Origin of the sequence: uncultured Arthrobacter sp. (genome assembly GCF_947495145.1) — a bacterium.
In the GTDB taxonomy this organism is placed as follows: Bacteria; Actinomycetota; Actinomycetes; order Actinomycetales; family Micrococcaceae; genus Arthrobacter_D.
Map to the genome: position 1 here is coordinate 26,055 of NZ_CANLXP010000008.1, position 20,273 is coordinate 46,327.

General features: G+C 65.3%; 17 protein-coding genes. 8 read left to right on the forward strand and 9 right to left on the reverse strand.

Annotated features, from left to right (window positions below):
* The first annotated feature begins 18 nt into the window (after positions 1–18).
* Complete coding sequence (locus Q0877_RS07745; RefSeq protein WP_299166819.1) at positions 19–159, forward strand: hypothetical protein; 141 nt, start codon at positions 19–21, stop codon at positions 157–159.
* A gap of 29 nt (positions 160–188) precedes the next feature.
* The gene (locus Q0877_RS07750) at positions 189–1,508 is read left to right on the forward strand and encodes a hemolysin family protein (RefSeq protein WP_299166820.1); all 1,320 of its coding nucleotides are present in this window, start codon (positions 189–191) and stop codon (positions 1,506–1,508) included.
* A 7-nt stretch (positions 1,509–1,515) separates the two neighbouring features.
* Here Q0877_RS07750 and Q0877_RS07755 read toward each other — a convergent pair whose 3' ends face one another.
* Entirely contained in the window at positions 1,516–2,463 is a 948-nt protein-coding gene (locus tag Q0877_RS07755) for a DMT family transporter (protein WP_367182149.1), read from the reverse strand.
* Positions 2,464–2,589: 126 nt separating this feature from the next.
* Here Q0877_RS07755 and Q0877_RS07760 point away from each other — a divergent pair, with 126 nt between their 5' ends.
* Positions 2,590–3,660, forward strand: coding sequence for a phosphatase PAP2 family protein (locus Q0877_RS07760; RefSeq protein WP_299166821.1), 1,071 nt, complete (start codon positions 2,590–2,592; stop codon positions 3,658–3,660).
* A 121-nt stretch (positions 3,661–3,781) separates the two neighbouring features.
* Here the strand turns inward: Q0877_RS07760 and Q0877_RS07765 are convergent, their stop codons facing one another.
* Genes Q0877_RS07765 through rhaI form a run of 6 tightly spaced genes read right to left on the reverse strand, consistent with a single transcriptional unit; the run spans position 3,782 to position 11,251 of the window.
* Positions 3,782–4,519, reverse strand: a complete 738-nt coding sequence (locus Q0877_RS07765; protein ID WP_299166822.1) for a cupin domain-containing protein — start codon at positions 4,517–4,519, stop codon at positions 3,782–3,784.
* Complete coding sequence (locus tag Q0877_RS07770) at positions 4,516–5,427, reverse strand: PmoA family protein (RefSeq protein ID WP_299166823.1); 912 nt, start codon at positions 5,425–5,427, stop codon at positions 4,516–4,518. The genes Q0877_RS07765 and Q0877_RS07770 overlap by 4 nt, the downstream gene beginning before the upstream one ends.
* Complete coding sequence (locus tag Q0877_RS07775) at positions 5,420–6,553, reverse strand: Gfo/Idh/MocA family protein (RefSeq protein WP_299166824.1); 1,134 nt, start codon at positions 6,551–6,553, stop codon at positions 5,420–5,422. The genes Q0877_RS07770 and Q0877_RS07775 overlap by 8 nt, the downstream gene beginning before the upstream one ends.
* A 13-nt stretch (positions 6,554–6,566) precedes the next feature.
* Positions 6,567–8,018, reverse strand: a complete 1,452-nt coding sequence (locus Q0877_RS07780) for a rhamnulokinase family protein (RefSeq protein WP_299166825.1) — start codon at positions 8,016–8,018, stop codon at positions 6,567–6,569.
* 9 nt (positions 8,019–8,027) lie between these two features.
* Positions 8,028–10,070, reverse strand: coding sequence for a bifunctional aldolase/short-chain dehydrogenase (locus tag Q0877_RS07785; protein ID WP_299166826.1), 2,043 nt, complete (start codon positions 10,068–10,070; stop codon positions 8,028–8,030).
* A 14-nt stretch (positions 10,071–10,084) separates the two neighbouring features.
* Positions 10,085–11,251, reverse strand: a complete 1,167-nt coding sequence (gene rhaI, locus Q0877_RS07790) for an L-rhamnose isomerase (protein WP_299166827.1) — start codon at positions 11,249–11,251, stop codon at positions 10,085–10,087.
* A 253-nt stretch (positions 11,252–11,504) separates the two neighbouring features.
* On the opposite strand from rhaI, the gene Q0877_RS07795 reads away from it, so the two are divergent.
* Positions 11,505–12,503, forward strand: a complete 999-nt coding sequence (locus Q0877_RS07795; protein ID WP_299166828.1) for a LacI family DNA-binding transcriptional regulator — start codon at positions 11,505–11,507, stop codon at positions 12,501–12,503.
* A 33-nt stretch (positions 12,504–12,536) separates the two neighbouring features.
* Here Q0877_RS07795 and Q0877_RS07800 read toward each other — a convergent pair whose 3' ends face one another.
* On the reverse strand, positions 12,537–13,790 hold the full coding sequence (locus Q0877_RS07800; RefSeq protein ID WP_299166829.1) for a hypothetical protein: 1,254 nt from the start codon (positions 13,788–13,790) through the stop codon (positions 12,537–12,539).
* 132 nt (positions 13,791–13,922) lie between these two features.
* Between Q0877_RS07800 and Q0877_RS07805 the strand changes: the two genes are divergently transcribed.
* From Q0877_RS07805 to Q0877_RS07820, 4 genes are all read left to right on the forward strand, one after another.
* Entirely contained in the window at positions 13,923–14,264 is a 342-nt protein-coding gene (locus Q0877_RS07805) for an L-rhamnose mutarotase (RefSeq protein ID WP_299166831.1), read from the forward strand.
* On the forward strand, positions 14,261–15,349 hold the full coding sequence (locus tag Q0877_RS07810; protein WP_299166832.1) for a Gfo/Idh/MocA family protein: 1,089 nt from the start codon (positions 14,261–14,263) through the stop codon (positions 15,347–15,349). Before Q0877_RS07805 ends, Q0877_RS07810 begins: the two co-directional genes overlap by 4 nt.
* Positions 15,346–16,275 carry a hypothetical protein gene (locus tag Q0877_RS07815; RefSeq protein WP_299166833.1) on the forward strand — a complete coding sequence of 310 codons (930 nt, stop codon included), beginning with the start codon at positions 15,346–15,348 and terminating at the stop codon, positions 16,273–16,275. The genes Q0877_RS07810 and Q0877_RS07815 overlap by 4 nt, the downstream gene beginning before the upstream one ends.
* Positions 16,276–16,508: 233 nt before the next feature.
* On the forward strand, positions 16,509–19,073 hold the full coding sequence (locus Q0877_RS07820; protein WP_299166834.1) for a rhamnogalacturonan lyase: 2,565 nt from the start codon (positions 16,509–16,511) through the stop codon (positions 19,071–19,073).
* Between the two features lie 135 nt (positions 19,074–19,208).
* Here Q0877_RS07820 and Q0877_RS07825 read toward each other — a convergent pair whose 3' ends face one another.
* Positions 19,209–20,270, reverse strand: coding sequence for a hypothetical protein (locus Q0877_RS07825; RefSeq protein WP_299166835.1), 1,062 nt, complete (start codon positions 20,268–20,270; stop codon positions 19,209–19,211).
* Positions 20,271–20,273 lie beyond the last annotated feature (3 nt).

Consider the following 20,273-nt stretch of genomic DNA (forward strand, 5'->3'; position numbering starts at 1 on the left):
ACCGCCGGGCACGACCTCATGACGCCCTTCGCCTGCAGCAAACCCATCCCGTTCTTGGTCTCAGCGCCGGGCGAGGGATACGGCTTCACGCTGAACACCAACCCGGCCGATGCCGCCGGCGTCGAGTACATCTTCGCGGTAACCGAACAGCAAAAGTAGCTAGCTGACACCCGGATAGAGTAGGTGGGGTGGATATAGACACTCTTCTGAATGCCCTTCTGGTGCTCGTCTTCGTGCTGATCGGCGGTGTATTCGCTGGAACCGAAATGGCAATCGTCAACCTGCGTGAAGGCCAGATCAAGCGCATCGAAGAGTCCGGAGCCAGTGGCGCCAAGACAGCAAAACTGGTCCGCAATCCGAACCTGTTCCTGTCGGCCGTCCAGATCGGCGTCACTCTGGCCGGGTTCTTTTCTTCGGCGTACGGGGCATCGACCCTCGCGCCCGACGTGGCACCGGTCCTGGAGGACATCGGAGTGCCTAGCGGGACCGCTGACACCCTCGCGCTCATCGGTATGACACTGGTCATCGCCTACCTGTCCCTGGTTCTCGGCGAGCTTGCCCCCAAACGCCTGGCGATGCAGCGCGCCGTCGGCTTCACCAAGGTGCTCGCTCCACCGCTCAACATGTTCGCCCGTCTGATGCGTCCAGTGATCTGGCTGCTGTCGGTTTCAACCAACTTCGTAGTGAAGCTGGTCGGCGGGGACCCGAATGCCACGACCGAGGAATACACCGCCGCCGAACTGCGGCAGCTCGTTCAGGACACCCCGGACCTGCACAAGGAACACCGACAGATCCTCTCGGATGCTTTCAGCGCAGGGGAGCGCCTGATTGAAGAGGTTAAGAGACCACGCACCGACGTCGAGTTCCTTCCTGAAACCATGGCATTGAGGGACGCCGCGGCGGCAGTTCGAAACCTGCCCTACACCCGCTATCCCGTGTATCGGGAGTCCATTGACGACGTCGTCGGTTTCATTCACATCCGTGACCTCCTTACCCACGAGGGGGCAGGAGGCGACTCGATTGCCGAGCTCGCGCGCCCAATCCTCGCCGTGCCCGGCTCCAACCGGATCCTGCCGACTCTCACGCGGATGCGCAGGGAAGGCCACCACATCGCGCTCGTCGTCGACGAGTACGGGGGCACCGACGGCATTGCCACGCTCGAGGACCTGCTTGAGGAACTGGTTGGTGAGATCTACGACGAGTACGACGACGACCGCACGGCAGCTTCCCCTGAGCAGACGCTTGACGGCGGTGGTGTCCTGGAGCTCGAGGGCGGCGTGATCATCGAAGAAGCTTCTGAGCGGCTCGGCGTGGAACTTCCCGACGACGGACAGTATGAGACCCTCGCCGGTCTGGTGCTTGACCGGCTTGGCCGGATGCCGATCAGGGGTGACAGCGTAGAGATCGAGGGTCTTCGCTTCGAAGTGGTAGCGATGGCGAGCCACCGGATTGAGGGTGTCCGGGTCACTCGCATCGACGGGCACAACGCCTCAGGCGACGAGGCGTAGCGGCTCGCTAAGGCACCCCCACCGCTGTGCGGACGTTGCGGCGTACCGGCACCGTGAGCACTGCGAGGCTCGCAATCACCAGCGCGACACCGATCCACCCCCACGCGGGCAACCTTTCGCCCACGATGACGACGGCAAGCATCGCCGCGACCACCGGCTCGGCCAGCGACAGTGTGGTTGCCGTGCTTGCCTTGACCCGGGCGAGGCCCAGACCGAAGAACACGTAGCCGAGGAACATCGGCACCAGCGCCATGTAAAGGCCGACGCTGAAGTTGTTCCACGACTCGAGCAGCGGCGTACCGGTCACGAAAAGTACCGGCATCAGCAGCACCCCGCCCACGCCGAAGATCGCGCCCATGGCGACCCGTGAAGGTACTCCGCGCTGCATAGGCGCTCCGCCTTGCATGGTGCGGTGCGCCGCCCACGAGTAGAGCGCATAGGTGACACCGGCGAGCAGCCCGAGCAAAACGCCGACGGCGGTATCGCCCGCCACCGCACCCCGCGCCGGCTCCACCAAGGAAAGCAGAACTACTCCCACAAGCCCGACGCCAGCGCCCACCACCCAGCGCCGGGTAAGGCGGTGTTTGTCGAGCACGCGCTCGATGACCGCCGACGCGATAGGCGCCGAGCCAATGGAAATGACGGTACCCACCGCGACCCCGGCCAGCCGCATGGAGCTGTAGAAGGCGAGCGGGTAGATCGCCACGGACAGGCCGCCGACTGCGATGGTGAGCCACCGGCGTCGTAATTCGTGGCGGGCGTGGACCAGCGCCGGTCCGGCCAGGGCTGCCTGAAGAAGGCCGCCGACTCCCATCGCGGCTGCGCCGATCGCGAGCGGCCCCACCGTCGGCGCGAAGCTGGCGACAGTTCCGGTGGTACCCCACAACACCGCGGCAATCAGCACGAAAACAGCGCCCATACCGGCGCCCGGATGGTGGGTCACAGCTGCTCGCACGGCGTCATGGAACAAGCGTATCCACGCGGACGCGGTGCCGTGCAGTGGAACCGCGCGCGCCGCTGCCGCGCACCGCGCGGTGCGGCATAAGGGAGTACCGGCTCAGCGAAAGGCAATAATGAGTCAATGACCAGTGGAACAAAACACGAACATTCGTTGTGGCGTCGTTTATGTGGAGTTCCACTCATCGTCACTGTTTCCTGCGCGCTTCTAATGGTGGTTACCGCTCTCGCAGCGGGTCTGCCTGTTCGGGATCCCGACGGTTTTCTGGGGCCCAGTTATGTGCGATTGCCCCTGATTGCCCTCGTCTTCGTAGTCATCGATGTGGTGCCGCGGGTCGCGCTCAAACGTCCGGCACCCCGGGACGTCTTTGGACTGGTGGCTAGTGTCCTCAGAGAGCGCTGGAGCGGACCCCGTGTGGCAGTCACGGCCGCGGGGCTGGCGGTGTTTTACCTGTCGTACGTCGCGTACCGGAATTTCAAGAGCTTCCTGCCGTTCCTGCAGGAGCGCAGGGAGGACGCACTGCTGCTGGGTACCGACCGCTGGCTGACCGGCGGACAGTACCCCGGGGACATCCTCCAGACGATCCTCGGAACCGGGGCCAGCGCCGCTGTCCTGTCCGCTGTGTACATGTTCTACATGCTCTTCGTTCCGCTGTCCCTCGCCGCTGCCCTGATCTGGTTCGACAACCTCTCCCTGGGCGCCTGGTACGTCACTGCCCTCAGTTTCAACTGGCTTCTCGGCGCTGTCAGCTACTACACGCTGCCCTCACTGGGACCGATCTACGTGCATCCCGAGACCTTCGCAGACCTACCCGATACTGCCGTCGAAGGTTTGCAGGAGGCATTGTGGCGCCACCGGGTTGAAGTACTGGCAGACCCGCATGCAACACACGAAGTGCACGGGATTGCCGCGTTTGCTTCGCTGCACGTCTCCGTAGTCTTCACCGCTGCATTGGTTGCGCACTTGGCGCGCCTGCCCAGGCTGGTGCGCTGGTATCTGTGGGCGTTCGTTGCACTGACGTCGATAGCTACGGTCTATTTCGGTTGGCACTACGTCATCGACGTTCCTGCGGGTCTTGCTATCGGCGCGCTCTCAGTGTGGCTGGCGGCGCTCGCCGTCGGCCGGACCAAGGCCGCACGGTTCCAACTGACCGGTTCCACGACGCTCCCGGCAGCGGCCGCGCGCCGCGGTTAGCGCCTGGCTCGTGACGAGACCTTGGCACGCAAAACGCGCCGGTAATTGACAGGATCGTTGGGACGTCCGCGTCCCCACGATCCTGCCGGTTACCGGCACTTCTGCGGATGTGACCGGTGGTTTAGCCGCGCCGGTCTGCGTCCCAGATCCCCAGCCGCCCGCACATTCCGAATGCTCGCGGCTCAGATCGCGGCACGGCGCGTACGACGGTGGCATCCCCCAGATGCGAAGCGTCACCTTCCGCGAGGGACGCCAGTTGCGAGCGGGTGATCTCGACATCCGCAAGCACTGTGTCCGTCCACAGTTTCGTCCACTCCTCGACCCGGGGCTGCACGAGCGCCGCAGCGGCAGCGTAGAAAGCCTCGAGCGGACCGCGGTCGCCGTTCTCCAGCGCAGCCAGCAGGTTCGAATAGCCCTCGATGGCCAAATCACGACGACGGCGGGCCGCCTCTCCGCGCTCCGCCTCGCTGCCCTCGGGCAACGTGACCGCGGTGCGGTACCTCTCCGGGTCCTCTACGATTTCGAGCGGAAACGTCAGCACAGCGTCGCCGGCTTCGGGTAGCCCGGAGTTCTGCATGACGGTGAGGATGTGCAGGTCGCCGGAGTTGACGAGCCGGTGCACCGTGCCCGGGCTGAACCACAGCACCGAGCCGGCACTCAACGAATCGCGCGCGTAGCCCTCCGACGAGAGCGTGTGCACCTCACCCGTTCCGCCGACCACCACATACCCCTCGTTCGACACTGTGTGCAGGTGCGGCGTTCCGCCGTGGTGCCCGTCAGCGGTCTCCCACTCGTACACCCGCAGGTCGCTCATGCCGACCGATCCCGGAAAGAGGGGGTCGCGCAACGGAACGCTCACAGGGAGGCGCCCTTCGCGATCCGCTCGACGTCGTCGCGATCGCAGATCCGGTCCACAAAGACGTACCGGTGCTGCAGCCGCAGCGACTCGCCGGGCGCGAGCGTGATCTCCTCGTCAAAGGCGGGAGAAGGGGCCAGCGCCGCGAACGGCTCGCTGCGTACGAACCACTTCAATGGAACCGACGACGACGACGACGACGTCCCGGCCAGCGCCACGATTGTGGCACCGCCGTCGAGCTCGTCATTCTGCCCGGCAAGGGCGATCCAGGGCGCAGAAGTGCCCATCATCGCTTCGCCCTCGGCGCCGTCGGGTCCGAGGATCGAGCAGCCCGTCCAGCTGCGCGGGCCGCGCCAGAAGAACCCGGTGTATCCGGCGTTGGGGCGGCCGTGGGTGGTGGGGCTGCCAAGCTCCAGCGACCGGTCGGAGATATTGGTCAGTTCGGTGGTGAAGTCCAGCTGCCAGGACTGCTCCTGCACATCAACGTTCGAAAAGACGGTCTCGCGCTGCTCCGAGAGCCAGCGTTCGCCGGCGGAGTTGCGCCAGGTCAGGGTTTCGCCCAGCGAGATCCGGTCCTGGGCTGCGGATAGTCCAGCGAAATCGTCGTGCTCGATGGTGCCGAGGTTGTCCCGCCACTGGTAGTCCGTCTCCGGGGAAAACGTTGGCCCGCCCCAGAAGTTCTGCCCCGAAACGTGCGACCACGTCATCTGCAGGCCCTTGTGCCAGCGGTGATCCCAGGGGCGGAACCCGGTGAGCGGCGCACCGCTCAGGGTTCGCAGGGGGTGCAGGTACGGCTTCGGCGCTTCCGAGCGGGTGGCCGGCGGGATGAATACATACGTCGCCAGATCAACGGCTCCGCAGGAAATCACCAGCTCGCTGTTGGAGGGACGTCTGAGCTGCAGTTCAGGCACCGACTGTCTCCTTCACGTTGGCCGATCCACCATGCTCTGAACCATCTGTCACGCCATTCATGGACCAGTAGAACGGATTGTCCCGGGTCAGCTCGCTGCGCTTCACCCGTCGGCCCGTGATCGCCGACTGGTACAGGCCCGCAACCAGTTCAAGTACGCGCCGTCCGTCATGACCGGAAGCCGCGGGGCGCTCGCCGCGCTCAAGGGAGGACACGAGTTCCTCCAGCTGCACCGCGTGGGAGCTGGCAAGGTTCTGGGTGGGCGCCCACGAGCTCACAGTGCCCGCGTCGACGTGCGGCGCGGGCGTCCACTTCCAGTGCGAATTGTCATACCCGTACAGGTGCTCGACCTCCACGGTTGCATCGGCGAAGTCGAAGCGCAGATAGCTGGTCTCGCGGGGCGAGAGAACGCTGTTCACTACGGAGACAATGGCGCCGCTTTCGAAGGTGACGTGAGCAAAGGAGACGTCCTCCGTTTCAACGTTGTGGTGCAGCGTCGACATCGTGGCGTTGATTTCGGTCCAGTTCCCCAGCAGGGATAGCAGCAGGTCCATCTGGTGGATGCCGTGACCCATGGCGGGCCCGCCGCCTTCCGTTTCCCACTTGCCCCGCCACGCGACGTCGTAATAGGCGGCGTCCCGGTACCAAAGGGTGTGGCAGATGCCCACCAACGGCGCACCCAGGTCGCCTGCCGCGATCTGCGTCCGAAGCGTGCGCGCCGCCGATCCGAAGCGGTGCTGGAAAACGTAGGACGCGAACGGGCCGTTGTCAGCCTCGTGCTCGAGGATGGCGTCGTACTCTGCCAGCGAGAGTGTCGGCGGCTTCTCGCACCAAACCGATGCTCCGGCGTCGAGCGAGCGGATCACCGCGTCAGTGTGCGATCCGGGCGGCGTGCACACCACCACGAGGTCGGGCTGCACCTCTTCGAGCATCCCGGCAATGGAGGAGCCGGAGTGCGGGGCGCCCCACTCAAGCGCTACCTCGCGCGCCCTGTCGGCGTCCATGTCAACGATCGCTGCGATGTCGACCCGGTCGCCGAGTCCGCGCAGGCCGGGCAGGTGCTGCCCCTGCGCAATGCCTCCGGCTCCAACGACGGCGGTGCGGAGAGGTTTGGTGCGAACTGTCACTGGAGATCCTTTGCTAGGTCAGTGCTGTTTCGGTTTGTCGTGCGGGTTCATAATTTTGGGTTTGTGCTGTGCTCCGAACGGCGGCGCGGAGGTCGGCGAGCGTTGCGCCGGTACCGGGTGCTCCGGCCCCGGGTGCACCGTCGGAACGCGCCTGCACCAGCACATTGCCGAGCGCCGTTGCCTCCACCGGCCCCGCCACCACGGGCAGCCCGGTTGCGTCCGCCGTGAGCTGGCACAGCAGCCGGTTCTGCGAACCGCCGCCCACAATGTGCACGACGTTGATGGGCCGGCCGCTCAGTTCGGCCGCCTGTGCGAGCGTGCGTGCGTACACCTCTGCGAGGCTGTCGAGGATGCAGCGGACAACGGCGGCCTCGGAGTCAAGCGCTTCGCCCGCCGCAGCCCGGACGCGGTCCGGCATGTTGTCGGGGGCGATGAAGTCGTCGGAATCGGCGTCGATTCGAGGACCGCCGGCAGGCAGTGCGGCAGCCTCCGCAAGAACCCGCTCGAGGGTCACGGATGGCCCCCAGACACGCAGGCACTCCTGCAGCAGCCAAAGTCCGCCGCAGTTGCGCAGGTAGCGGATGGTGCCGTCGACGCCGCGTTCGTTCGTGAAGTTTGCTGCCCTGCTCGCCGGAGTCAGGATCGGTTCGGGCAATTCCACCCCCACCAGAGACCACGTGCCGGAGGAAATGTAGGCGAAGTTGGCAACACCGGCGGGCACCGCCGCCACCGCGGACGCTGTGTCGTGGGAGCCTACGGCGACGACGCTTGTCTCCGGATCCAGCCCCGTCCGTTCAGCAATGGACGGCAGCAGCGCACCCAGCGTTTCACCCGGTTCGATCAGGGTGGGAAAGAGCTTGCGGTCAATGTCGAGGGCCTCGAAGAGCTCGCCCGAGAAGTTGCCGGTCGAAGCGTCCAAGACCCCGGTGGTCGAGGCGTTCGTGATCTCGGTCCGGCGTTCCCCGGTGAGCCAGAAGCCCAGCAGGTCCGGAATCAGCAGTGCCTGAACGTTCTCCAGGGACGGCTCGGCCGCCAGTTGGTAGACCGTGTTGAACGGGAGGAACTGCAGGCCGGTGGTTGCATACAGCCGCTCGAACGGAACGACTCCGTGCACCTGATCGACAACCCCAGCCGTGCGCGAGTCACGGTAACTGTGCGGCTGGGAGGCCAGCGCGCCGTCGTCGTGCACTAATCCGTAGTCCACAGCCCAGGTGTCCACGCCGATGCTGACCACACGCTCACCGTTCGCGTCGGCCTGTTTCCGGGCGAGGGTGAGACCATGCAGCACCTCCTCGAAGAGGGCGTCGATATCCCAGCGCAGGGCGCCGTCGATCTCCTGCACGCCGTTGGGGAAGCGGTGCACCACTTCGAGGGACGGGCCCTCGGCGCTCATCCGGCCGAGGATGACCCGGCCGGATGATGCGCCGATATCGATGGCTGCGTAGACCGCAGGCTTCGGACTCATCGGCTGGACTTAGCGGAGGAAGGCGGCGGCTACGCCGGCGTCGACGGGCACGTGCAGGCCGGTGGTGTGGGACAGTTCGGCGGAGGTGAGGACGACGGCGGCGTTGGCCACGTTCTCGGGGAGCACTTCGCGCTTGAGGAGGGTCCGCTGCGCGTAGTACTCGCCGAGCTTTTCCTCGTCGACACCGTAGACCGCGGCGCGCTTGGCTCCCCAGCCGCCGGCGAAGATGCCGGAGCCGCGGACCACGCCGTCGGGGTTGATGCCGTTGACGCGGACGCCGTGCTCGCCGAGTTCAGCGGCCAGCAGGCGCACCTGGTGGGCCTGATCGGCCTTGGTAGCGGAGTACGCGATGTTGTTCGGGCCGGCGAAGACGGAGTTCTTCGAGGAAATGTAGATGATGTCCCCGCCCATCTCCTGGTCGATGAGGACCTTCGCGGCGGCCTTGGAAACCAGGAACGAGCCCTTGGCCATGACGTTGTGCTGCAGGTCCCAATCCTTCTCAGTGGTTTCCAGCAGCGGCTTGGAGATGGACAGGCCGGCGTTGTTGACCACGAGGTCCAGCCCGCCGAAGGCCAGGACGGCGGCGTTGATTGCTTCCTGGACCTGCTCGGGGCTGGTGACGTCGGCCTGGATGCCGATGGCGATGTCGGGGCCGCCGAGTTCCTCGGCGACCTTCTCGGCGTTCTCGAGGTTCAGATCGGCGATGACCACGCACGCACCCTCCGCTGCGAGGCGGGTGGCGATGGCCTTGCCGATACCGGAGGCGGCACCGGTTACCAGCGCGATGCGGGTGGCGTGCGACTTCGGCTTGGGCATCCGCGCGAGCTTGGCCTCTTCCAGCGCCCAGTACTCGATGCGGAACTTCTCCGACTCATCGATCGGGGCGTAGGTGGAGATCGCCTCCGCACCGCGCATTACGTTGATCGCGTTGATGTAGAACTCACCGGCGACGCGGGCGGTCTGCTTGTTGGCACCGTAGGAGAACATTCCGACGCCGGGAACCAGCACGATGGCCGGGTCCGCTCCGCGCATCGCCGGGGAATCCGCGTCGGCGTGGCGCTCGTAGTAGCCGCGGTAGTCCTCGCGGTATTCCTTATGCAGTTCCTTCAGGCGGGCGATGGAGTCCTCGATGGAGGCGTCGGCGGGCAGGTCCAGCACCAGGGGCTTGACCTTGGTGCGCAGGAAATGATCCGGGCAGGAGGTTCCCAAAGCCGCCAGGCGCGGGTGTTCAGCTGCGCTCAAAAAGTCCAGGACGACGTCGTCGTCGGTGAAGTGACCGACCTGCGCGCGGTCGGTGGAGGCCAGGCCGCGGATCGCCGGGGCGAGAGCGGCGGCCTTGGCGCGGCGCTCCTCCGCCGAGAGTGCGGCGTAGCCGTCGAGGGGCTCACCGAAGGGGTTGGGGGCACCGTTCTCGGCAAGGTAACGCTCGGCGGTTTCGATGATCCACAGCGAGTTGTTCTCGGCCTCGTCGGAGGTTTCACCCCACGCGGTGATGCCGTGTCCGCCGAGGATGGTGCCCACGGCCTGCGGGTTTTCTGCCTTGATGGCGGCGATGTCCAGGCCGAGCTGGAAGCCGGGGCGGCGCCAGGGCACCCACACCACTTTGTCGCCGAAGATCTTCTCGGTGAGTGCTTCGCCGTCCACCGCTGTGGCGATCGCGATGCCGGAGTCGGGGTGGAGGTGGTCAACGTGTGCGGCGTCGACGAGGCCGTGCATGGCGGTGTCGATCGAGGGGGCAGCACCGCCCTTGCCGTGCAGCGTGTAATCGAACGCGGCGACCATCTCGTCCTCGCGGTCGAGGCCGGGGTAGACGTTGGTCAGTGCACGGAGCCGGTCCAGGCGCAGCACGGCCAGGCCCTGCTCCTTGAGGGTGCCGAGGTCACCGCCGGAGCCCTTCACCCAGAGCAGCTCGACATTCTCGCCGGTGACCGGGTCGGTGTCACTGCCCTTGGCGGACGTGTTGCCGCCGGCGTAGTTCGTGTTGCGCTTGTCCGCACCGAGCCGGTTCGACCGCTCAATGAGAGCCTGGACTGTGCTGTTTACGTTGCTCACTGCGTTCTCCATGATTATGCGCCCCATCCTGCCTGCTGCCCGCCCTCGCGGTCCGTATTGATCTTCTCCTGGTAGCCGCTGGCCGCGTAGGCAGCCATGGGGTCCGCGGGGAGTCCGCGGGATTCACGCCACTGTGCAAGTGCCGGACGGACGTCGGTGTAGAAGGCGTCCATGAAGAGCGCGTGCGCGCCGAGGACGTCGCCTGCTTCCTGGGCCTTGGTCAGAGCGTTCCGGTCAACGAGCAGCGCGCGGGCGGTCATCTCCTGCACGTTGAGGACCGAGCGGATCTGGCCGGGGATCTTCTCTTCGAGGTTGTGGCACTGGTCCAGCATGAGGGCAACGTTGCTGGCCGGGTCGAGTGCGCCGCCGCGGGCCACCTCGTACATGATGCGAAATAGCTGGAATGGATCTGCCGCCCCGACGATCAGGTCATCATCGGCGTAGAAGCGCGAGTTGAAGTCGAACGACCCGAGCTTGCCCAGGCGGATAAGCTGCGCCACGATGAACTCGATGTTGGTGCCGGGGGCATGGTGGCCGGTGTCCAGGCAGACCAGCGCCTTCTCACCGAGTGCCAGTGTGTGGGCGTAGGAGGTACCCCAGTCAGGAACGTCCGTGTGGTAGAAAGCCGGCTCGAAGAACTTGTACTCCAGCACCATGCGCTGATCATCACCCAGGCGCTCGTAGACCTTCTGCAGTGAGTCATGCAGCCAGTCCTGGCGTGAGCGCATGTCGCCCTGGCCGGGGTAGTTGGTGCCGTCAGCCAACCAGATCTTCAGGTCCTGGGAGCCGGTGACGTTCATGACGTCAATACACTCGAACATGTGATCCAGCGCCTTGTTCCGCACAGCGGCATCGCTGTGGGTGAGGGACCCGAACTTGTAGATGTCGTCCTGGAAGGTGTTGCTGTTGATCGTTCCCAGCCTGACGCCGAGGCCCTGCGCGTACTCGGACAGCTCGCCGTAGTTCTCGACCTTGTCCCAGGGAATGTGCAATGCCACCGACGGCGCCAGGCCGGTCAGTTCATTGACCTTCGCGGCATCCGCGATCTTCTCCTGCACAGTGCGCGGAGTGCCCGGAGTCTGGAACACCTTGAAACGGGTTCCGGAATTGCCGTAGGCCCAGGACGGCACCTCAATAGCGAGGTTCTCCAGGGATGGCGTAATGCGGCTCAGGTCAACCATTACTTCTCTCCATCTACCGCAACTGGCCCCAAAGCCGGCGCGCGTCGTCGTTGTTTTGCACCGACTCTTGCCGCGGCCCCGAAGGGTGGTGGCGGAGAGCCAGACATGAATCGCAAAGTTGAATCGATTCATTAGCACGTTTCAAAGGTATCCTTGGCGGATAAGTGGTGTCAAGCACTTTCAGGAAGACCGCACATTTACGGACACCCCTTGCCCAGAGCCCACCACTTCCATGAAACGAGGGTCCTCCCGGATGGTCAGTATCAAGGACGTTGCCGACCAAGCGCAGGTTGCCGTCGGCACGGTGTCCAATGTGCTCAACAATCCCGATCGCGTGGCCGAAAAGACCCGCGAGCGGGTACTCAGCGTGATCTCGGAGCTCGGTTTCGTGCGCAACGACGCTGCCCGCCAGCTGCGCGCCGGGCTCAGCCGCACCATCGGCCTGATCGTCCTCGACGTGAGCAACCCTTTCTTCTCCTCGCTGGCGCGCGCCGCCGAAGACCGGGCAGCGGAGTCGGACAGCACGGTGCTGTTGGGGGATAGCGGACACGACGCCGACCGTGAAAGCCGCTACCTCGACGTGTTCGAGCAGCAGCGGGTTAAAGGCGTCCTGATCTCTCCTGTCGGCAACGTCGATGCCAAACTCGAGCAGCTGCGTGCGCATGGCGTGCCGGTTGTTCTTGTGGACCGCGTAGATCCGCAGCGCCGCGTGAGCTCCGTGTCCGTGGACGATGTTGCGGGCGGTTACATGGCTGTGAAGCACATGCTCTCGCGTGGACGGCGCCGGATCGCGTTCGTGGGCGCATCCACCGACATCCAGCAGGTCGCGGATCGTCTGGCCGGAGCCCGGCAGGCTGTGGCGGAGTACCCGGATGCGCAGCTTGAGGTAGTCGAGTCAGCCGCAATGACGGTCCTTGCGGGGCGGGCTGCCGGGGAACTGCTCGCCGAACGCGGCCGGCAAGGGCTGCCGGACGGTATCTTTTGCGCCAATGACCTGCTGGCCATCGGCGTTATGCAGGCAGTGCTGCTCATCCGCGGCTTGCGCATCCCGGAGGATCTCGCGCTGATCGGTTATGACGACATCGACTTCGCTCAGTCCGCCGTCGTCCCGCTGTCCACAGTGCGGCGGCCAACTGAGCTGATGGGGCGAACCGCCGTCGAACTCCTGCTTGAGGCAATTGACCGGACAGCCCCGGAGAGCCGCCAGGTCATCTTCCAGCCGGAGCTGGTCAGCCGGGGGAGCACGCTCTAGGTGCATTCCCGGCAGGGCTGCGTCAACGCCTGACTATAGAACCGGCTCTCCGACCTCGTGCATCATCTGGTCGAAGCCGTCCGGGAAGGCGGCAGCGATACTCGCTGCTGCCGCCGGAACCACCCTGCACATAGGGCCCGGTTCTAGGATGCCAACATCTGCGAGATGTTGTAGCCGCTTCACAAGGTGTGGCCGGGCCATCGCCATGAAGATGTCCTCAGTTCCAGGCCCATCTTCATCCTGGAAAAAGGCCAGCGGGACAGGGTCAGGTGTCACGCCCTTTAGCAGAACGGCAATTTGGGAAGCCGAGATGAGCGGCTGGACTGGCGACCACATTTCCTCGCCCAGGACGCATACGCGGACGTATGCGGTGAGAAAGTTGCGGCGCGCCGTCACCTTTTGCTCGTCGGTCCCGAGGAACCAATTCTGTACGGCGTGGCCGGGCCGCACTGTGGCTGATCCCAAAGTCAAATAGCCGATCCCTGTGAGGGTCGCCCAGATCGCATTGAGGATCGGCACCTCATGCATTGACCTGACGGTAATGCCACCACCGGTCTGGCGATGTTCCTCCAAGCCGGGGAGGGTATTCTCACGCTTCGTGTTCTGCAAACCCCGCGCCTTTACACCCACGCAGTGAGCAGCCGACTGGATGTCCTTGAGTCGGAGCGCGCCTGTGGACGTGGCTTCCTTTGATTCCCCGAGCCAGAGCAACAGTTGCTCCGTCCGCTGAATGATCGAGACCTGAGACAGCACGGCGAGCTCCTCGCCGGAAGAGAAGCGAGGAAGGTGCTTCTCCACTTCCTGCATTGATACTGCTGGAAGTTCGTCGTCAGATTCGACCCCGTCATCTGTGCTGGAGAGAAGCGCGTGAACCTCGTCGTAGTCCTCGGGTGTGCCGGTCCAGCGACCGGTCTCGCTGAGGAAGTCAGCGTAAAGGTGCATTCCCTCCAACAACACCTCTAGCAGCGGCTCCGGCATGCCGTATTCCTCTGCCAATTTGATTACCGCCCCGATTGACTCGGCTGAAAATGAGGTGGCGTAGCAAAATCCCGAAACCTCATGGATCATCGACAGTGCGTTGCGGACGATGCCGAGAACCGGCAGGGATTGCTCGGCTGGCGAACCGACAGTTTCCTCGAACCAGTGTGCAAAGGCGGGGGTAAGAGAATCGAGTTCTCTGTCAACCCTGACCAGATCAAGCGGCGTAGGCGGCTGGGTGGTTCTGTGCTTCTTCGATGCCTTTGAAGTCTTACGTGAACGGTTCGGTCCCTTGGGCTTCCTCGTCACGTGGGGCCTCCCTGGATAATCGCGAATTGGTGATGGCTCGTGTCCCTCTAACTACCCTAGTTCTCTCCGCAGGATAAGTGGTCCAGTGGTAGCATTCATGAAACGATTCAGACCCGCTCGACGAGGAGAACCATGGAACGCGTCTGCTTCCAGCTGCAGTTGAAGCCCGACCGCATCGACGAATACAAGGAGCGCCATGCGGCTGTCTGGCCGGACATGCTCCGAGCCCTCAAGGACACCGGTTGGAACAACTACTCGCTCTTCCTCCGACCGGATGGCCTCCTGATCGGGTACGTCGAGTCGGATGACCTTGCTGCAGCCCAACGCGCCATGGCCGAGACCGAGGTCAACGCCCGCTGGCAGGCCGAGATGGGAGAGTTCTTCGTGGAGCTCGACGGCCGGCCGGACGAGGGCTTCGTGCAGATCGAAGAGGTCTTTCACCTGGAGGATCAGCTCAAGGGCCACGCCGAATGACGCGACCCCTCCGCGCCGCCATCCTCGGAACCGGCGCCGTGGCGCACCTGCATGCGGAGGCGCTGTCGAGGATCGATGGCGTCACCGCGGTCGCATCCGCTGACCCCAGCGAGGAACGGGTCCGCGACTTCAACGCCCGGCACGGCATCGCAGCCGGGTACGGCACGCTGGGGGAGCTGCTCGCGAAGGAGGCTGTCGACGTCGTGCATATCTGCACGCCGCCGGCAGGACACGCGGACCAGACCAAAGCAGCGTTCGACGCCGGTGCTCATGTCATTGCCGAGAAGCCGCCCGCGCTGTCCCTTGCTGAGGTGGATGCCATGCAGTCGGCGGCCGTTGCGGCGGACCGTCAGCTCGCAGTCGTCTTCCAGCAGCGCACCGGCACGGCCGCGACCCACATCCGGTACTTGCTGCGTTCCGGCGAGCTGGGACGACCACTGACCGCCGTCTGCCATACGCACTGGTACCGGGGCCCAGAGTACTTTGACGTGCCCTGGCGCGGGACCTGGGAGACCGAGGGCGGCGGCACCACGCTGAGCCACGGGATCCACCAGATCGACCTGCTCTCCTACCTGCTCGGCGAGTGGAGCTCTGCCTCGGGCCAGCTGTTCCGGCTTGACCGGGACGTGGAGACGGAGGACACCTCGTGCGGCCTCGTCGTTTTCGAGGGAGGAACGGTTGCCTCGGTGTTCACCACGGTGCTGGCACCGCGGGAGTCGAGCCTGATCCGCATCGATACCGAACACGCCACCATCGAGCTCGAGCACCTTTACGGCCACAACCACGCGAGCTGGAAGCTGACGCCGGCGCGGCATGTCAGCGCTGAGCGCGCGGAATCGTGGGCACTGCCGTCCTCCGAAGTGCCGAGTGGGCATGACGCGCTGCTGTCCGAGGTCTACGGATTGTTGCTGGCGGGAGCCGACGTGCCGCCGGTCGCCGCCGACCCGGCACGGGCCATCGAAATTGTTGCAGCGCTCTACGCGTCCGCCGAACGTGGCAGGCCGGTGACCCGCGGCGAACTTGCTGCCCCTGATTTCCGCGGCAGCATGCGAGCCCCGGTAACGGACCTGCGTCCCGGGCGGTGAGCGCTCCGCTACTGTCGGACCCGCTCGGCGGACCGACTGATCCGATGGTCATCCGCAACGAGCAGACCGGACAGTGGTGGATGTTCTACACCCAGCGGCGCCCGGCAGATCCGGGCGCAGGCGTCGAGTGGGTTCACGGCAGCCGGATTGGCGTCGCAGTGTCCGACGACGGCGCCCGCTGGCTCTACCGCGGCGTGGTTGACGGTCTTGATCCGGAGGATGCTCCCGGTGGGAACACCCACTGGGCGCCCGAAGTGGTCTGGGACGGCAGTCGATACTCCATGTACCTCACGTGGATCCGGGGTGTGCCCTCGAGGTGGGCCGGGCATGAGCGGCGCATCGCGCATCTGGTCAGCGATGACCTCGAGCGCTGGGAGCACCGCGGATTCCTTGAACTGAGCTCGGACTACGTGATCGACGCCGCCGTGGCACGCACGCCCGATGGTCTCCTTCGCCTCTGGTACAAGGACGAGGCGGACGGCTCCACCACCTGGGCTGGGGCCAGTGCCGACGGGCACAGCTGGACCGTCGAAGGGCAGGTCATCGGCGGTGCGCCCCACGAGGGTCCGAACGTCTTCGAGCTGGGCGGATTCTTGTGGATGATCGTGGACGAGTGGCGGGGCCAGCGCGTCTATCGGTCCGATGACGGTGTTTCCTGGTCAGCGCAGGGGTTGATCCTTGACGCGCCCGGAGCGCATCCGGAGGATCGGCAGGTAGGCAGGCATGCCGACGTCGTCGTTCGCGGGATTGAAGCCGTCGCCTTTTACTTCACGCACCCCGGATGGGACGGAAGCAACGACGTCGAAGGGCAGGCCGGCGCGCTGCGTCGGTCGGAGGTGCATCGGGCGAGGCTGTGGGTTGAGGCCGGCGTGCTGCGCTGCGACCGGGACGTGCCGCTCGACGAGCCGCTTACGGCCGGGTCGTAGCGCGCTACCGCTGCGCGTTCCCTTCCACCCCCGTTGCATCGAGTGGGCGCTGACGACGGCGTCGCACGCCGTTTGTGGTCATGCGCGCCCACTCGATGAGTGCGCGTCCGCGCTCACCCGACCGCCTCGCTGATGCCTTCAAACCCGAATCACATCAACCTTGGAAAAACCTTGACCGGTCGCGAACCTTCGCCTAGCGTTGAGAAAGCGTTTTCCGTTGAAAGGATTCAAAGATGAACCCGCGCTTTCGCGTCATCCCAGTACCCGCAACGCTGGCACTCAGTGCAGCCCTGATCGCCGGAGGTGGCGGCCTTCCCGCCGCTGCTGCTCCGGCGCCCGATGCCCAGATTGGCATCCAGCTCGAATACCTGGACCGCGGCCTCGTCGCGGCAGCAACCTCGGAGGGAACCTTCCTCAGCTGGCGCCTCCTCGCCACCGAGGTCACCGGCTCAAACGAGACCGGCCAGACCGGCGCGGACTTCGCCGTCTACCGCAACGGCGAGAAGGTCGCCACGGTCACCGACAGCACCAACTACCTCGACCCCGTCGCTACGGAAGGCGCCACCTACTCCGTTGCCGCCGTCGTCGACGGTGTGGAACTGCAGCGCAGCGCGGAAGTCAGCCCGTGGGCGCAGGGCCACACTGACATTCCCCTGCAGAAGCCGGCCAACGGCGTCACCCCGGCAGGGGAGAGCTACACGTATTCGGCCAGCGACATGAGCCTCGGCGACGCCGATGGTGACGGCGACTATGAGTACGTCGTGAAGTGGGAGCCGTCCAATTCGAAGGACGTTTCGCAGGTCGGCTACACCGGCAACACCTACATCGACACGTACACGATGGACGGCACGCTCCTGCACCGCATCGACCTCGGCGTGAATATCCGCTCCGGTGCCCACTACACGCAGTTCATGGTCTACGACTTCGACGGCGACGGCCGCACCGAGATGATGATGAAGACCGCGCCGGGCACCACAGTCACTCAGTACACCGACGGTGTAGCCGGCGAGCCAGAGTACATCACCATGCCTGCCGACGACGTGGCCGCCGGATACAGCAACGAAGATGATTACCGGAAGAGCTCGGCCGATTACTACGAGCACGTGGTGGACATGTTCGCCACTTGGCACGAGCACCCCGAGGTGGTCGCGGGCAACTGGCCCGCCACGCTGGAGGAAGCGTTCGGTATCGAGCAGCGGTTCGAGTATCCGCTCTCGGACGCAGATGCGCGCTCCATGGCTGACTACTTCATCGACGAGTACGCGCCTTCGCGCAGCACCAGGAACAATCTCCGCGCGTTCGAGGGCTTTATCCTCAGCGGCCCCGAGTACCTGACCGTGTTCGACGGCGCCACGGGCAACGAGCTCCAGACTGTGGACTACGAGCCGGGACGGCACGACGACGGCCTCATGTGGGGCGATTACGCCATGTCCCGCATTGAGCCCGGCAACCGGGTGGACCGCTTCCTCGCCGGCGTCGCGTACCTGGACGGCCAGCGCCCGTCAGCCGTCTTTGCCCGCGGCTACTACACGCGCTCCACCATCGCCGCCTACAACTGGGACGGCGAAAACCTCTCGAAGGTGTGGAACGTGGACAGCGGCTGGACTCCTATGACCAACCCGTTCAACGACGGCCCGCATGGCCGCCTCGGCACCGACCCCGAGTTCGGCTCCATCACCACGCAGGGCTTCCACTCGCTCAGCGCGGCGGACGTCGATGGCGACGGCAAGCAGGAAATCGTCTACGGCTCGGCAACAATCGACGACGACGGTTCCCTCCTCTACAGCTCCTTCGACACGATGCCCGAGGGCAGCGCAACGCCGGGCGTCGAGGCAGGTCTCGGCCACGGGGACGCCATGCACGTCACGGACATTGATCCGAACCGTCCCGGCCAGGAAATCTGGACTGTCCACGAGGGCGGACAGTGGGCGCCCTACGGCTCAGCTATGCGCGATGCCGCGACCGGTGAAGTGCTGTTCGGGGCGTACTCCGGTAAGGACACGGGCCGCGGCATGATCGGCGATGTGCGCTCCGATGTCGAAGGCATCGAGGTCTGGGCGAGCATGCCGGGTGGATCCGACGGATCTGGCCTCCTGGACTCGACGGGTGGAACCGTCGACTCCAAAACTCCCGGCACCAACATGAGCATCAAATGGGCCGCGGATATGACCACGCAGCTCGTCAACCGTTCCGGCAACGGATCACCCACCATTGACGACTGGACCCGCGGCACCCTGCTGAGCGCTGAAGGCACCCAGACCAACAACGGCACCAAGGGCAACCCTGCCCTCGTAGCAGATGCGTTCGGTGACTGGCGGGAGGAACTGTTCGTCCGCACGGCCGATAGCTCCGCCATCCGCGTGTACCTGAGTACCGAGGTTACGAGCCACAAGCTCACCACCCTGATGCATGATCCCCAGTACCGCGCGGAGGTGGCCCGCCAGAACACCGCCTACAACCAGCCGTCCTACACGAGCTACTACTTCGCCTCGGACATGAACTTCGCCGAAGTACCGGTCCCTGATGCCTGGACTCCGGGTCTCATCGGATACCTGACGGTGACGCTTGAGTCGTTCGTCGCCAGTGGTGAGGTCGCCGGACCGGTTGCGAAGCAGCTTGAGGCAGCACTCGCCCAGGCCCAGCAGGGGGTTGAGCACGGCGGCGTCGCGAAGGTCGGCAAGGCAATGGACCGCTTCACGAAATTCCTGAACCAGGGCAAGAAGCCCGACGTCGTGACGGACTCGGCACGGGCCGTGCTCGAGAACGGCGTACAGACGGTCCTCGGCATGGTCCGGTAACCGCCGGCGCCTGCGAGCTGGAGCAATCCGGACACTAGGTCGAGCAGCCCGGACAGAATGGAGCGGAATACCGAATAGTGCCCCATTTTGTCCGGGCTGCTCTGCGTCGAAGTGCCGGAGTAGGGGCTGCACCCCTCAGACGTCGTTGCGGGTGAACGCGGCGGCCCGGACGACGTCGTCATTTTCCAATCCGGCGCCCAACGCACCACCCACGGTCGCCAGCGCTGCGGTGAGGAGGCTGAGCTGCGCGTACTCGGCAAGCCCCACGGAACTGCCGATGACGGCGGCGAACACCCCCGCGTCCACGAGCATCACCGCTGCCAGGAAAGAGAGGACAAAGAGCGCCGCGAAGAAGGTGACGACGCCGATTATCACGGTCGCCGTCGTCGCAATGTTGAAAAGGGTGACCTGCTCCCGCTCAACGCGGCGCCGCGGCCGCTCCCAGAGATCGGCCCCGATCATCAGGGTCAGCGTGACGGCTCCGACCGCGAGCAGGGTGAGCAGAGTGAGCCGAACCGGACCGTAGGCCGTCGCCAGCAGCCAGAGGTCGCTCGTCGCGAGGGTCACAACGCCGGCTGCGGCCGCCGCTGTCAACGCCCGGGAGAGCGTAACCGCCAGGCGCCACGGCCGGTTGGCGAGAATGAGTCCGAGCAGCACGCGGGCGTTCCCGGCAACCACGCGGCCGGTGAACTGGATGGGGTTTTCGTCAGCAAGGTCGGGCACGTCGTCTGCCATTTCGCGGGCGCGCCGGGCGCGGTCTTCAGGCTCGTCGTCCTCGTCCCAACCGGCCAGCGGACCGACCAGCCGGGCCACCGCCGTCGTAATACTCTCCCGGCGGCCGACCGCACGGAGCGCCGGCAGCGCCACGAGCCCCACCCTGTGGACCGGGCTGATCTGCGTGAGTACCGGCTTGCGCCCGCTTCGCAGAGCAAGATCACTGACGACGACGGCGAGATCCCAGTCTTCATCCAGCAGTCGGTCGCGGGCGGTTTCCATCAGTTCTGACGGTGCGCGTCCGTCGAGGGTTTCTGTTGTCACCGACACTCGCCACGCCACTCCCGGATACGACTCGCCGAGCAGACGCGGCAGGGCGTCGGCCAGTTCCTTGACCGATGCCGGGTCGAGTGACGGGGGAATGACGACGCCGAGCGTCAGCTCAGGAACATGGCCGGGCTGCGGCGGGGGAGTATCGGGCACTGC

What these genes read in the sequence shown, in the direction of transcription:
- Q0877_RS07745 (WP_299166819.1), top strand. Translation starts at nt 19, where the DNA reads ATGACGCCCTTCGCCTGCAGCAAACCCATCCCGTTCTTGGTCTCAGCG.
- Q0877_RS07760 (WP_299166821.1), top strand. Translation starts at nt 2,590, where the DNA reads ATGACCAGTGGAACAAAACACGAACATTCGTTGTGGCGTCGTTTATGT.
- Q0877_RS07780 (WP_299166825.1), bottom strand. Translation starts at nt 8,018, where the DNA reads ATGAGTCCGAAGCCTGCGGTCTACGCAGCCATCGATATCGGCGCATCA.
- rhaI (WP_299166827.1), bottom strand. Translation starts at nt 11,251, where the DNA reads ATGGTTGACCTGAGCCGCATTACGCCATCCCTGGAGAACCTCGCTATT.
- Q0877_RS07795 (WP_299166828.1), top strand. Translation starts at nt 11,505, where the DNA reads ATGGTCAGTATCAAGGACGTTGCCGACCAAGCGCAGGTTGCCGTCGGC.
- Q0877_RS07805 (WP_299166831.1), top strand. Translation starts at nt 13,923, where the DNA reads ATGGAACGCGTCTGCTTCCAGCTGCAGTTGAAGCCCGACCGCATCGAC.
- Q0877_RS07810 (WP_299166832.1), top strand. Translation starts at nt 14,261, where the DNA reads ATGACGCGACCCCTCCGCGCCGCCATCCTCGGAACCGGCGCCGTGGCG.
- Q0877_RS07820 (WP_299166834.1), top strand. Translation starts at nt 16,509, where the DNA reads ATGAACCCGCGCTTTCGCGTCATCCCAGTACCCGCAACGCTGGCACTC.